13 protein-coding genes are annotated in these 13,193 nt (G+C 44.4%); 8 read left to right on the top strand and 5 right to left on the bottom strand.

Translation table 11 applies throughout. From position 1 onward, the window contains the following. Positions 1-178 precede the first annotated feature (178 nt). From AAA942_RS13930 to AAA942_RS13925, 3 genes are all read left to right on the top strand, one after another. Complete coding sequence (locus AAA942_RS13930) at positions 179-430, top strand: GIY-YIG nuclease family protein (protein ID WP_338220892.1); 252 nt, start codon at positions 179-181, stop codon at positions 428-430. Positions 431-535: 105 nt separating this feature from the next. Next, on the top strand, positions 536-682 hold the full coding sequence (locus AAA942_RS20335; protein WP_445083344.1) for a GIY-YIG nuclease family protein: 147 nt from the start codon (positions 536-538) through the stop codon (positions 680-682). Positions 683-931: 249 nt separating this feature from the next. Continuing rightward, positions 932-1,354, top strand: a complete 423-nt coding sequence (locus AAA942_RS13925; protein WP_338220891.1) for a hypothetical protein — start codon at positions 932-934, stop codon at positions 1,352-1,354. On the opposite strand, the gene AAA942_RS13920 is transcribed toward AAA942_RS13925, so the two are convergent. After that, the gene (locus tag AAA942_RS13920) at positions 1,340-2,017 is read right to left on the bottom strand and encodes a DUF2461 domain-containing protein (protein WP_338220890.1); all 678 of its coding nucleotides are present in this window, start codon (positions 2,015-2,017) and stop codon (positions 1,340-1,342) included. The genes AAA942_RS13925 and AAA942_RS13920 overlap by 15 nt on opposite strands. Before the next feature lie 145 nt (positions 2,018-2,162). Between AAA942_RS13920 and AAA942_RS13915 the strand changes: the two genes are divergently transcribed. After that, complete coding sequence (locus AAA942_RS13915; RefSeq protein ID WP_338220889.1) at positions 2,163-2,429, top strand: DUF6364 family protein; 267 nt, start codon at positions 2,163-2,165, stop codon at positions 2,427-2,429. After that, on the top strand, positions 2,419-2,838 hold the full coding sequence (locus tag AAA942_RS13910; protein ID WP_338220888.1) for a type II toxin-antitoxin system VapC family toxin: 420 nt from the start codon (positions 2,419-2,421) through the stop codon (positions 2,836-2,838). The genes AAA942_RS13915 and AAA942_RS13910 overlap by 11 nt, the downstream gene beginning before the upstream one ends. Here the strand turns inward: AAA942_RS13910 and AAA942_RS13905 are convergent. Further along, a complete protein-coding gene (locus AAA942_RS13905; protein ID WP_338220887.1) occupies positions 2,831-4,126 on the bottom strand; it encodes a UDP-N-acetylmuramoyl-tripeptide--D-alanyl-D-alanine ligase in 1,296 nt (431 codons plus the stop codon). The genes AAA942_RS13910 and AAA942_RS13905 overlap by 8 nt on opposite strands. A 93-nt stretch (positions 4,127-4,219) precedes the next feature. Between AAA942_RS13905 and AAA942_RS13900 the strand changes: the two genes are divergently transcribed. Continuing rightward, complete coding sequence (locus tag AAA942_RS13900) at positions 4,220-6,304, top strand: FG-GAP-like repeat-containing protein (protein WP_338220886.1); 2,085 nt, start codon at positions 4,220-4,222, stop codon at positions 6,302-6,304. 98 nt (positions 6,305-6,402) lie between these two features. Here the strand turns inward: AAA942_RS13900 and AAA942_RS13895 are convergent, their stop codons facing one another. Together AAA942_RS13895 and AAA942_RS13890 are read right to left on the bottom strand one after the other, a co-directional pair. Beyond that, positions 6,403-6,702: a type II toxin-antitoxin system RelE/ParE family toxin gene (locus tag AAA942_RS13895; RefSeq protein WP_338220885.1), complete on the bottom strand. Its 300-nt coding sequence runs from the start codon at positions 6,700-6,702 to the stop codon at positions 6,403-6,405. Continuing rightward, complete coding sequence (locus AAA942_RS13890; RefSeq protein WP_338220884.1) at positions 6,695-6,943, bottom strand: type II toxin-antitoxin system ParD family antitoxin; 249 nt, start codon at positions 6,941-6,943, stop codon at positions 6,695-6,697. The genes AAA942_RS13895 and AAA942_RS13890 overlap by 8 nt, the downstream gene beginning before the upstream one ends. Before the next feature lie 145 nt (positions 6,944-7,088). Here AAA942_RS13890 and AAA942_RS13885 point away from each other — a divergent pair, with 145 nt between their 5' ends. After that, a complete protein-coding gene (locus AAA942_RS13885; protein ID WP_338220883.1) occupies positions 7,089-8,792 on the top strand; it encodes an amidohydrolase in 1,704 nt (567 codons plus the stop codon). A gap of 90 nt (positions 8,793-8,882) precedes the next feature. On the opposite strand, the gene AAA942_RS13880 is transcribed toward AAA942_RS13885, so the two are convergent. Next, entirely contained in the window at positions 8,883-9,941 is a 1,059-nt protein-coding gene (locus AAA942_RS13880) for a hypothetical protein (protein ID WP_338220882.1), read from the bottom strand. Between the two features lie 140 nt (positions 9,942-10,081). Between AAA942_RS13880 and AAA942_RS13875 the strand changes: the two genes are divergently transcribed. Continuing rightward, complete coding sequence (locus tag AAA942_RS13875) at positions 10,082-13,009, top strand: prolyl oligopeptidase family serine peptidase (RefSeq protein WP_338220881.1); 2,928 nt, start codon at positions 10,082-10,084, stop codon at positions 13,007-13,009. Positions 13,010-13,193: the final 184 nt, after the last annotated feature.

Genomic DNA, 13,193 nt, shown 5'->3' with positions numbered 1-13,193 from the left:
GTCTATCGCATTGAAAAGAGAGCTCGAGATTAAAAAGAAAAAAAGCCGAAAGTTTATTGAGTATTTGATTGGATCAGTTGGCTAGTGCGTCCCGCTTGCTAGCGGGAAGGTCATCGGTTCGAATCCGTTATCCTCCACTAAGGCTTGATAAATATGCAAGCCTTTTTTATTTTCAGTCATGTACTTCGTTTACATCATTTTTAGCCCAAAGACCAATAAATTTTATATCGGGTCAACAGATTCCCCTGAATCAAGACTTAAGCATCATAATTCCGGTGCAACCCCTTCTGCCAAGTCAGGCGCACCATTTTGGGAAATAAAATATTTGGAATGCCTACTTGATAGATCAGCTGCTTTAAAAAGAGAATTGGAAATAAAGAGAAAGAAAAGTAGAAAATATCTGGAGTATTTGATCAGCTCAGTTCACTAGAACGTCCCGCTTGCTAGCGGGAAGGTCATCGGTTCGAATCCGTTATCCTCCACTTTCAAATAAGGGCAGTTTAATAATTGCCCTTTTTTTATTTTTTAGTTAGCAATGTATTTCGTTTTCATTTTATACTCTTCAAAAACTGAGAGATACTTTATCGGTTCCACGGACAATCTTGGATCTAGATTAAAACATCACAATTCAGGTGCTACTCCCTCTACCAAATCAGGTGCTCCATTATGGGAGATCAGATAGGTTGAAACTTTACCTGATCGAACCTCGGCATTGAAGCGAGAATTGGAGATCAAGAAGAAAAAAAAGTAAGCGCTACATCGAGTGGCTGATTACCTCAGTTGGCTAAACCTTCACGCCAGCACGCGGTAAGGTCATCGAAATTATTCTAGAAATGGTTTCTGTACGTACCAAAGCCCTATTGATCGCCCAAAATCTTTTTTGTTTTTGAATATTTAAGGATCTTAGGTTCTGTTTTCAGTTTCCCCTTTCATGAAAAAGCTCCTATTGGTTTTTTTGATTCCGATCTTCACCTCATGTTCCTGTGAGCCGGAAGATCTAGCCCGACTTGCCCTCTCCGGAATGGAAACGATGATGGGTGAAGGTTTTATGCCCTCGGAAGAAATCAGAGCATTGGGAGATTTCCAGGGAATGAGTGTAAACCTCAGCAAGTCCTACGGTGAACCAGCCACCATATTTCTCAAACTGGAAAATGGAGATCCTATCAAGCTTGGCCAAGGAAGAGAGTCACTAGCCCGTAAATGTGCTGAACTTTACCTCAATGACTTCGAAAATGCAAAAGAGTATGAGCAGATCACAGTACAATTTTTTCAGACTGATCCCCAAAATCCACAAAATGTAGCCATGGAGGAATATGCGTTTCAGGTCAAAGATTTTGGTTTAGAGGATTCCTGAGCCGTCTTCTACCTCTTCAATAGCTTTAGCCAAAAAATCATTAAAAGGTTTCATCCGACGAAAACCGTCCAGCGCAAAAGTCATAAATGCTCCGGATTCTACCGCCTTATCTGAAATGGGATGAGATACCGTAAAGCTTTTCAATCTCAGATACTCAATGTAAGGATGGTCTGCTTCATACTCTCGGGGACTAGTCTTTAACTTATCCCCTTCAATGCCTGAAAACAGCTTTTTGAATTCAGGATTATTTTCAATCTGCTCCAGTTCTGCCCCACTGTAGTCAATTTCTTTTCGGATTTTTTTCAGCGTATCTGCTTCCGGCATCCAGATTCCTCCAGCCAGAAAGGAATTTCCGGGTTGGATCTGCAAGTAATACCCCGGACCCGGAGATTTTTTCCCGCCCGGGGAAAAATAAGCTCCGAAATTGGTTTTGTAAGGATCCTTGTTGGCCGAAAAGCGGATGTCCCTATTTTGCCTAAAAACGCAATCTTTGGGCTTGAAAGCTGAAAGTGCCGGCTCAATTTCTGTCATTTCCTTCAACATGACTTCTACGTCTTCTAGGAATCGATTCCTAGTATCCGTGTACCATTTTTTGTTGGCATCCATCCAGTCTTTGTGGTTGTTTTGGGCTAGGGCAGAAAGAAATTCGAGATAGGGACGCATAGGAAGTAAGAATTTTGAAAGCTAAAGGTAGAAAATCTGAGATTGTAGAATTAACTCAGCTGGGGTGATGGAGGTTTTCGAGATTTGGAATAGATGAACTTTTCGGTAAATTACACGTGTTAAATTTCAAAAATCAACACGTGTAATGAATACGAAATTAACCTTGACACTCGAAAAAGAGGTAATCGAAAAAGCTAAAGAATTTGCAGCCCGACAGGGACAGAGTCTTTCTTCCTTAGTGGAAAATTATTTCAAGCTACTCACCTTTGAGCATAAAGAAGAGCCCAAGAAAAAAGAAAGAAAGCCACTTCCAGAAAGCTTCTTAAAGTTAAAAGGCTGCCTAAAGCATGAAGGAGAGTTTAACTACAAGGAAGAACTGACCAAGGCTTTGGAGGAAAAATATGGACTCTAGTTACTTTTTAGATTCGGATGTCATTCTTGATTTTCTGCTGAATAGGGATCCTTTTAATTTTTCAGCTGATGAAATTTTTGAAATGGCAGTTAATAAGGAAATCCAGATTTATTTTTCATCTCTGACAGTAGCCAACATCCATTACCTCCTTCGAAAACAATACGGAAATGATATCGCACTTGATAAAATTTCAGAATTGTTGAGCTTCTGTAAAATTCTGCCCATCTCGGAAAGAGAAATATTTGCGGCGATGAAAAGTGGTTTCTCTGATTTTGAAGATGCTATCCAGCATTTTACAGCGATCCAAAATCCAGATATTGAAGGAATTATAACCCGAAATTTAGCGGATTACCGAAAAGCACAGCTTCCTGTCTTTACACCTGAAGTCTTTCTTTCTACCTTCAAATAAAATCCACCAAGGTCTCTAACTTCATCCCACGGCTACCTTTGATCAAAATGAGGTAATCTTCCAGCTTGCTGTCTTCAAGCCAATTTCTGAACGAAAACGGATCTGGGAAATACAATGCCTTTGGAGCTTTTTCCAGTGCGGAGACAATCAACTTTCCGGTAAAACAAACCTTGTCAATAGGATACTCGCTTACAATTTCACCCAGCTTTCGGTGCTCTGCCTCGGCATGTTCCCCAAGCTCAAACATGTCTCCCAGAATGATCATTTTATGCTTTTTCCCAGTCATTTGACCAAAAGTCCGGATGGCCACTTCCATACTGGATGGATTAGCATTGTATGCATCGAGAATAATCAGGTTGCTCCGCTTTTCGATCAGCTGGGAACGCATGTTTTCGGGTTTGTAATTGACAATTCCCTCCACCGCTTTTTCCATCGGTACGCCAAAAAACTTCCCTATGGTCAAGGCGTTGGCGATATTCCCAAAATTATAAGCTCCGATCAGCGAGGTCAAATGCTCTCCATCGACTCCTTCTACCGAAAACTTTACAAACGGATCCGCACCTAGGAACTGAACTTCACAGAAATCTCCCTTCGCAGGATAAAGCACTGGATTTTCAAACCGCTTGATCATATTGGAAAGGATCGGGTCTTGGGTGTTGATAAATACCGTTCCCTTATGTTCTCTCAAGTGTTGATAAAGTTCTGTTTTGGTTTTGAGCACGCCTTCTGGACCGCCCATTCCTTCCAAGTGTGCCTTACCAATATTGGTAATAAAGCCATGGGTCGGTTCTGCTATGTCGCAGAGCTCCTTGATGTCGCCCTGTTTATTTGCCCCCATTTCGATGATGGCGATTTCATGCTCGGACTTTAATCGGAGTAACGTCAAAGGAACTCCGATGTGATTATTGAGATTGCCGATAGTAGCCAGCGTATTGAACTTTTGCTTCAAAACCGCATGCAAAAGTTCCTTAGAAGTGGTTTTCCCGTTGGAGCCGGTCAATCCGATCACCGGAATGGCAAATTTTCGGCGATGATGCGTAGCCAGATGTTGTAAGGTGGTCAATACATCCTCACAGATAAAATAACGCTCATCGTCTTCTACAAAATAATTCACCTCATCGATCACCACAGCAGAAGCTCCCATTTCCAGGGCTTTGGCAGCAAACTCATTGGCATTGAAATTCGGTCCCTTAAGTGCAAAAAAGAGATTACCCGGATCAATTTTGCGGGTATCGGTACTTACGCCTGTACTATTCAAAAAGAGTTGGTAAAGGATGTCGAGGTTCATTTTTCCAGGAAATTTGCCACAAAATAACGCAAAGGATACATCTTTGTGGAAGCTCACACGTTTTATTTTGCAGTCAGCTAACTTCGGGTTCCCATGCGAAAAATCCTCATCTTACTTTCCATTTTTCTGTCTTGGAATGGTTTGGCACAGCAGGTTTTTCAGTTTGATCAGGAAAAAAAAATCCAAGTAGCCGATCAGGAAATCCCTATTCCTTTTTCCCAAGGCATCAACTCCGCCCAAATCCAAACCCTTGATCTCACCGGAGATGGAAAGGACGAATGGGTGATTTGGGATATCAATTCCCGACAACTTCAAGTCTTTGAAAAAAACGGGGAAAACTTCACCCTACGCCCCGAGCTCACCTATTTCTTTCCCGAGGACATCAGCGGATTTTTGGTTTTGGCTGACTTTGACCGCGACGGGAAAAAGGATCTCTTCACTTCCACTCCGCTTGGTATCAAAGCTTACCGCAATACTTCCACCGGAAACCGGATTTCTTGGGCAGTGGCCCAAAATTTCCTACGACTGGGGGGCGCCAATAATATCCCTGCCAATAACCTCGACACTCCCCTGCTTCAGGATGTGGACGGAGACGGGGACTTGGATCTGGTGATTTTCAATTTTGCGGTGGGCGACTTTTTGGAATTTTATCTGAACACCTCCGTGGAGCGAAAAGGAACCCCGGATATCGACGGATTTGCGTTTCCCATACGACATTGGGGCAATTTTGAGTTTTGTGCCTGCTCGGAAATCAGCTTCGGACAGACCTGTGATGGCAGACCTTTGGAGATTGACGATCGAAAGGATGAAAATACACGAATCCAGCACGCAGGTGGACACAGCATTCTGTATCGGGACTTTACAGGAGACGGAGTTGAAGACTTACTTTTGGGTCGGGACGAGTGCAATACGCTCTATTTCTTGCCCAATTCTGGCACTTCTGCCCGTCCCAGATTTACTTCTTTTTCTACACAACTTCCCGGCTATGGTACTTTGCCTGTTTTCCCCAGATTCCATGTCGGGCAGGCGACGGAAGAGGATTTGCTGATCAGTTTGAACACCAACGAGACCTCCGCCCCTTTTGGCATCGACTTCGCCAACTCGGTGGTGAAGCTGGAGAATACTACAGGAGCGATCAGCCCGATTCTTCAGGATCAACTTTTTGATTTGGGAGAAAATGTCCGGCCCTATTTCAAGGGAAATGTCTTTGCCGGGGAACTTTGGCTGACTGCCAATGGCAAAAAAGGTGAAAATGTAATCGGCCAAGCCTACCGATTGAGCTACTCCGGAGATCAATTTGAACTGTTGAATGAAGATTACATCGGCCTTTCGGCTTTAAATCTGCTGGAAGTCCAGCTCATTGAATACGGTAGTGTCCAAAACCAATCTTTCCTATTGGTTTCTGGATTGCGTACTACCAATGGGGTTCCCAGTCAAGTTCTGCTACTTGGACCGGGCCAAAATTGGACAGATTTTCAGCTTTCCGGGCTGACGCTTCGAGTGGGAGATCAACTTACTTTTTTCCCCTATCAAGGAAAAGATCATCTACTTGTTGCTGCGCAAAATGGAAGCCTGACACTCTATGAAGTGGATTTGGAAGCCCAAACGGCAACCCTGAAAACTGCCAATTTCCTGGGCTTTCAGGACAATCCTGCCAATCGAAATTTGAGTGTAGCAGTACGAATTCAGGAAAGTCCGGACTTGTACTCCGTGGACCAAACTGGCCGGATTTTTCTGATCGAGGACATGATGAACTCGGAAGTTCGAGAAGAAGTCTTACTCAAAATCGGAGATCAAAATTTCCCTTTCCGATCGGGAAGAAACACATGGATCTCCATAGTCAATCCGGGTTTCGATGAAAATGTGGATCTGATTTTGGGAAGTCGTGGCGGGGGAATTACCTATCTGAAATCCGTAAAATCCGACTCTCCAACTGACGGCGAACTCTTGGTTAAAGTTTATCCCAATCCGACCGAGGGACCTTTTAAAGTGATTTCCAATACCGAAGCAAAAGGGCGTTTGATCAATTCTTTGGGACAAATCCTTATAGAGGAAATCCTGATTCCCGCCAACCGGGAAGTAGAAATCCAAGCTCAAACTCTACAACCTGGACTTTACTTTTTGCAACTGGAAACAGAAGATAGGAAAGTGGTAGTGAAGAAGGTGGTGGTGGGATGATTACTTTTCCCATAGATTTTCACTGATTAAAAGCACAGATTAACACAGATTTTGAAGGATTTGTCTCGCCCAACTAGTATAAATTAAAACCGAAAAGATCATTCCTGAATTCTTCTTTTCAAATCCATCCTATAGTGCAAAATCCGTGTTACTTCGATGGTGAATTGATCCAATTTTCTGTAAAAAATGAGATGCTCACCCGATTTATAGCCAAAGATATCAGTGCTGATTTCATGGTAATTTCTACCTAAATAGGAATGTTCTGCAAGCTTTTGGCAATCCTCAACCAAAGCAAAATAGTAGGAATCAGCTTGATGTTCTGACCAAGTTTCAAATGTGTATTCCCAAATGGCAGATAGGTCATCAATTGCTTTTCGGGACAACAAATAGCTACCCATTCCTTTTCTTTGCTTTCAGCGATTCCAGATGTTTTTGGGGATCGAAATCCTCCACAAATCCACTTTCTATTCCTTCTTGAATCGCATTTTTAAGGGCTAAAATCTTGTTTTCCTCCTCTTCAAGCAGGCGTAAGCCCGCACGAATAACCTCACTGGCGCTTGAAAACCTTCCTTCTGAGACCTTAGAATCCACGAAATTTTCAAAATAATCCCCCAAAGAAACTGATGTGTTGCGTCCCATAATTTTTCCTTTCCGGTGAAGTTACCAAAAATTGGTAATTAAGCCATTTTTTCAGATTTGTGATTTGAGCTATCCACCTTTCCAACTATCCCATTTGCCCACCTCCCTCAAAAAGTCTAGCTTAGGATAAGAATTATTAAATCCAATGAAGAACATTTACCTCCTCCTATTCCTGGCACTTTTCGCCTGGGCATGTAAATCGGGGCCCGAAAATCCCGCCGACAAAGTTTTTACCAACGGAACCATCTACACTGTGGATGAATCCAATCCCAAAGTGGATGCAGTGGCCGTCAAGGACGGTTTGATTCTCGCTTTAGGCACTTCCGAGGAAATACAAGCCTTTGTGGGCGAGGCCACCGAAGTGATCGATTTGCAGGGCAAAACCATGACTCCGGGATTTATTGAATCCCACGCTCACTTGATGGGAATCGGCTACAATAAGCTGGAACTCGATCTCATGTATGTCAAAACCTATGACGAACTGGTCGAAAAAGTAGCCGAGGCGGTTGCCAAATCCAAACCGGGCGACTGGATTACCGGGAGGGGCTGGCATCAGGACAAGTGGATCGAAAAACCCGAGAAAATGGTCAAGGGTTTTCAAACCAACGAGCCTTTGAATGAAGTATCTCCAGACAATCCGGTATTTCTTCGCCACGCTTCAGGCCATGCTTCCTTTGCCAATGCCAAAGCCTTGGAACTGGCTGGCATAGCCAACCTGAAAGGGGAAAGACCCGGAGAGGTCGAAGGAGGAGAAATCATCACCGACGAATTAGGCAATCCCACAGGGGTCCTGACCGAAAGGGCTTCCAATCTAGTGGCAAGATTAGTGCCTGAAGAAACTCCTGAAAGAGCAGAGGAGGCATTGACTTTGGCTTTAAAGGAATTGGTAGAAAAAGGAATCACTTCTTTCCATGATGCAGGTTCAGGTCAGGATGTGATCGACTTGGTTCAGAAATTCAAAAACGAAGGCAAGCTCACCGTTCGCCAATACATCATGCTGACCGGCCGTCAGCCTGAGCTTTTGGAAGAGTGGTACCAAAAAGGCCCGATGATCGACTCAGACCACATGCTTACCGTAAGGTCGATCAAATTAAACTGTGACGGCGCACTGGGGCCAAGAGGTGCTTGGCTTCTGGAAGACTATGCGGACAGACCGGGCCATCGCGGGCATGAGACACTTCCTATGTCTGTCGTAACAGAAGTATCAGAAAAGGCCTTGCCGCTTGGTTTTCAGGTCTGCTCCCATGCGATCGGGGACCGAGCCAATCAAGAGATTTTGGATCGATATGAGGCAGCTTTTGCCAAAAATCCCGAAGCTAAAAATCATCGCTTCCGCATCGAGCATGCCCAGCACTTGCATCCGGATGACATTCCGAGATTTGGTCAGTTGGGGGTGATAGCAGCAATGCAGGCCATTCATTTGAGTTCGGATCGCCCTTGGGCTATTGACCGATTGGGAGAAAAGCGCATCATCGACGGAGCGTATGTATGGCAGAAGCTATTCCAAACGGGTGCAAGAATCTGTAATGGAACCGATGCACCTGTGGAGCCGGTAGATCCAATTCCTTCCTTTTATGCCTCCGTAACCCGCAAGACTTTGGAAGGACTTCCGGAAGGAGGCTATGAAGGAGATCAAAAAATGACCCGTGAACAAGCATTGAAGTCCTACACTTTAGACGGAGCTTATGCCGAGTTCGAAGAAGAATTCAAAGGCTCAATCGAAGTGGGAAAGGCGGCTGACTTCACGGTTTTTGACCAGAACATCATGGAGGTGGCTGAGGATGAAATACTGAAAACTCAGGTTGCGATGACAGTGATGGGGGGAAAAGTAGTGTTCAGTAGGCAATAGGCAGTTTGGGAATTCAGAATTCTTAAGTCAGAAATCTGAAAAAGTTAGAGGCCTGTCATTTCGATTGAGCGAAGTGACAGGCCTTTTTTTTTAGAACTTATCAATCCCCACAAAATACAAGTCGAAACCACCTAGTCCCCGAGGACGATTGGAGGAGAAAAGTAAAACGGAATTCTGATAATAAGGTGCAGGATCGATGATCGGACGAAACTCATCGAATTCGGTATTGATCTCAGGACCCATATTTTTTGGAGTTGACCATTTCTGCCCGTCAAAATCTGAATAATACAAATCAAATCCTCCAAAACCTCCGGGACGATCGGAAGCAAAGACCATCCTTGACTTGCTAATGAAGGGAGCCTGATCCTGAAACTCCGAGTTGATCTCCAACTTTTTCCCTTGCTTCAAGCCTTCACTTTGAAGAAAAGATATTACTTCCTGATTCTCTGGCAAGTCGATTTCGTAAATATTAAAACTTCCTTCATGATCGGAAGCTAGGAGCAATTTCTCTGCTCTATTTCTGCTCCCAAGGTTGTTGACTTTTTGAAAAGCTTTCCCATAAAGGCAAGGATACATTTCATTGCTTGATTCAGATAAGATTCTAAATGAGCTCTCACCAGGAAAAATCTCCTGAGAGGTGCTGACTGAATAAGGAATCTGAAATTTCTTAGAAAAAACAGTAAAAAAACCCTGATCATCCCTGCTAAATAACAGATAGCTCCCACTTTCTGGGGTGCCAAATGAATAAGGCCCTCTTTCGTTAAAAGAGGTGTGGGTGGATTGTGCGAGATTTTTCGCCATTTGGACGCCCGCAATTGAGCTCGAAACTTCTTGCATCGCCAGAGTTCCCTCCTGCTGATCCCAAGCAAAGGATACCGTTTTTCCAATCAAATCATATTGTAAAGAACCCGGCAAACTGTTTCTGTCAGAAGAAAAAATCAGGTCCATTTCATGAAAAAGAATCTGAATGTCCATGTTGTAATCATTGAAAGGCGTGTTTAAGCTTTCCATTGCAGTCACTTCGGAAGGAAAATAAGCTTTTCTGTGCTTTGGGGCATTAAACCAAAAGCATCCTCCTAAGGAAAAAATGCCGAAGACCATCAGAAAAAATAGTGCAATTCGATTAATGCTCATCTTAAAATTATTCATAAACAAATAGTTAGATTTAGTCAAAGGACGAAATCCAATCCCATAAATGCTACAGAATTGCAAAAAAATATCTCCTCGTGTCCCAATTCTACCCAGCTCTCCAAAAAATCCCCTATTTTCCCAGTCTAATCCATTTACCCATGAGAAAACCCCTACTGATTCTTTGGCTTTTTGCCTTAACTATACAACTAGCATTTGCACAAGACGCTCCCAAAGCCATGTCCTGGAAAGACGTCGCCACCTGGAAATCCATGCCAGGCAACGGCTTCAAACTTTCCCCGGACGGAAAATGGGCCGCTTACGTTCTTGCCGGCTTGGAGGCAGACGGTGAATTAATCCTGAGAAATAGCTCTGATACCACCGGACAGAAGACATTCCCTATCGGAAATACCAACTCAGGTAATTTTGAATTCAGCGAAAACAGCCAATGGCTCGCTTTCAGGGAATTTCCCAAGTTTGCCGAAAAGCAAGCCAACGAAAAAGCCAAAGGAAAACCACTCAAAGACAAAGTGCACCTGCTCAAGCTCGGCACCGAGGACAAAAAGTCCTTTGAAGGGGTCAGCAGCTACAGTTTCAACGGTGAGGCCGCTACCCACCTGATTCTTAATCTTCCCAAAGAAGGCAATGGTGAGGCCAAAGGCTCTGATCTGCTAATCTATCATCTAGCCTCTGGCAAATCCCAAAATCTGGGCAATGTCCGCGAGCATGCAGTCAACAAGGCCGGAACTCATCTCGCTTATACCGTCGACGCGGCCAATTCTCAGGGCAATGGACTTTATCTATTGACTTTGGCGACCAATTCCATTCAAGTACTGGATTCAGATGAGGCAGGCTATCAGAGTCTCAACTGGACCGAAAAAGGGGATGCCTTTGCCGCGCTGAAGATGAAAAAAGACAAAAAGTACAAGCAGGATCAGGGGATCTTGTTGGGGGTGAAAAACCTGTCCAATCCACAAGTCACCTTTTACGAACCTGCAAAAGACAGCACTGGTTTTGACCAGAAATACACCATCAGTCCCAATCGACGACCGATGTGGTCTGAGGATTTGACACGATTGTTTTACGGAATCCATCCTTTGGTTTTGGCAGAAAAAGAGAAACCAAAAAAAGAAGTCGATGCCGATTCGGTGAAAGCCGCTGAAGCTGAAAACTTGGCTAAAATCATGGCCGACACGACCATCAAGTCCATTTCGGATTTGCAAAAGGCGATCGGAAAACTCAACTCCGGCAAGTCAGATGACAAAAAATCCAACGACGCCAAAAAGCCGGAAATGACCATTTGGCACTGGAATGATTCCAGACTCCAAAGCCGTCAGCAAGTGATGGAAAACATGGACAAAAACTACAGTTTCTGGGCCATGTACGATGTCGCTTCCAAAAAACACATTGCCCTGCAGGACAGCAGCATGAGGGATTTGAATCTATTACCGCAGGAGCATTTTGCCCTGGGTTCGGATAATCAAGCCTACGAGCTACAGGGAAATCTGGACGGGCAAGCTTACCGTGATTATTATCTGGTGGATCTGAAGACAGGAGCCCGAACTTCCCTTTTCAGCAACTTTTACCAGCCATCCTTTGCCTCAATGCCCCGTCCTTCCACGGACGGAAAAAAGCTCCTTTATGGAAAAGACGGGCACTTTTACGTGTATGATATTCTGGCAAAAACCCATACCAATATCACGGAAAATCTACCGGTGACCTTTGTCAATACGGAAGATGACCACAATGTGGAAAAGCCCATGCAGAATCCTTTGGGCTGGAGCTCCGACAGTCAGTATGTTCTGCTGAGGGATGGATGGGACATCTGGCAGATTCCCATGGGTGGAAAAGAGACTGCGGTCAACTTGACCCAAAACGGAAGAGCTCAAAAGATTCGGTATCAATATCGATTTGGATTGGACCCTGAGGAAAAAGGCATAGACCTCCGCAAGACTGCCTACATCCGCATGTATGGAGAAAACACCAAAAAGAGTGGAATAGCCCAGCTCAATCCAGCCAAAAAAGGAGGACTTGCTCCGGGTGTGAATGTTTTGATCTGGGAAGATGCCTCAATTCAAAGCTTGTCCAAAGCTGAAAAAGCGTCAGTTTTCACCTTTACCAAAGAAAAAGCGAACGAGCCCACCCAAGTATACCTGACTGATGCTTCCTTGTCTACCCCGAAGCAAGTCACCGAAAATGCACCGGATGCAGGTAAATTCGCTTGGTCAGCCGGAGTAAAACTAGTCGATTATGTGACTGCCAAAGGAGATTCCCTTCAGGCTGCACTTTTCCTTCCTGCAGGCTATGTGGAAGGCCAAAAGTACCCTACCGTGGTCTACTACTACGAAAAGCTATCCCAAACCCTCCACAACTGGGCTAATCCAAGCTACAGCGGCACCGGCTGGAATCCCTCCCTTTACACGTCCAATGGCTATGCGGTATTGATTCCGGATATCGTGTACAAACTGGACGACCCAGGGATGTCTGCGGTATGGGCTGTGCTTCCTGCAGTAGATGCTGCTATCAAAACCGGAGTGATTGACGAAAACACCATGGGCCTCCACGGACACAGCTGGGGTGGGTATCAGACTTCCTTCCTGATCACTCAGACGACTCGCTTCAAAGCCGCAGCGGCCGGAGCACCTCTGACGAATATGATCTCCATGTACGACTTGATCTATTGGAATTCAGGCGGGGGAAATATGTCCATCTTTGAAGCCTCTCAGGGAAGATTCAGGGGAGGACCTTGGGAAAACTGGGAAGCTTACGAACGAAACAGCCCAATCTACCATGTGAAAAACGTGCAAACCCCTCTTTTGCTCTTGCACAATGACAAGGATGGAGCTGTAGACTTCACTCAGGGAGTGGAATATTACAATGCCCTTCGCCGATTGAAAAAACCGGTCATCATGGTTCAGTATTTGGGTGAAAATCACGGGCTGGGCAAAACCGAAAACCGGAAGGACTATGCCGTCCGGATGATGGAGTTTTTTGACCATCATCTCAAAGGAACTGAGGCTCCGGACTGGATGAGCAAAGGGGTTCCGAGACTTCAACTGGGCGAACATTTGGAAGACAGAGCTTTTTAAAAAAACTTCATTCAGAAATCACAAGTCAAAAAATCCTCCGATTCGCATCGGGGGATTTTTTTTGCCCCTTATTTTTTGAATCTAACCTGTGCTTATCTTTGATCCAATTCTACTCAAGCTCTGAATTGAATATCAGGATATCCGTTTGATTTTCAACTTATCAGCTAAAAGGAGAGCATCTATT

Origin of the sequence: Algoriphagus sp. oki45, from assembly GCF_036245605.1 — a bacterium.
Lineage (GTDB): Bacteria > Bacteroidota > Bacteroidia > Cytophagales > Cyclobacteriaceae > Algoriphagus.
The sequence above is the reverse complement of the archived record's forward strand: the minus strand, read 5'-3'. Positions and strand labels throughout refer to the sequence as shown.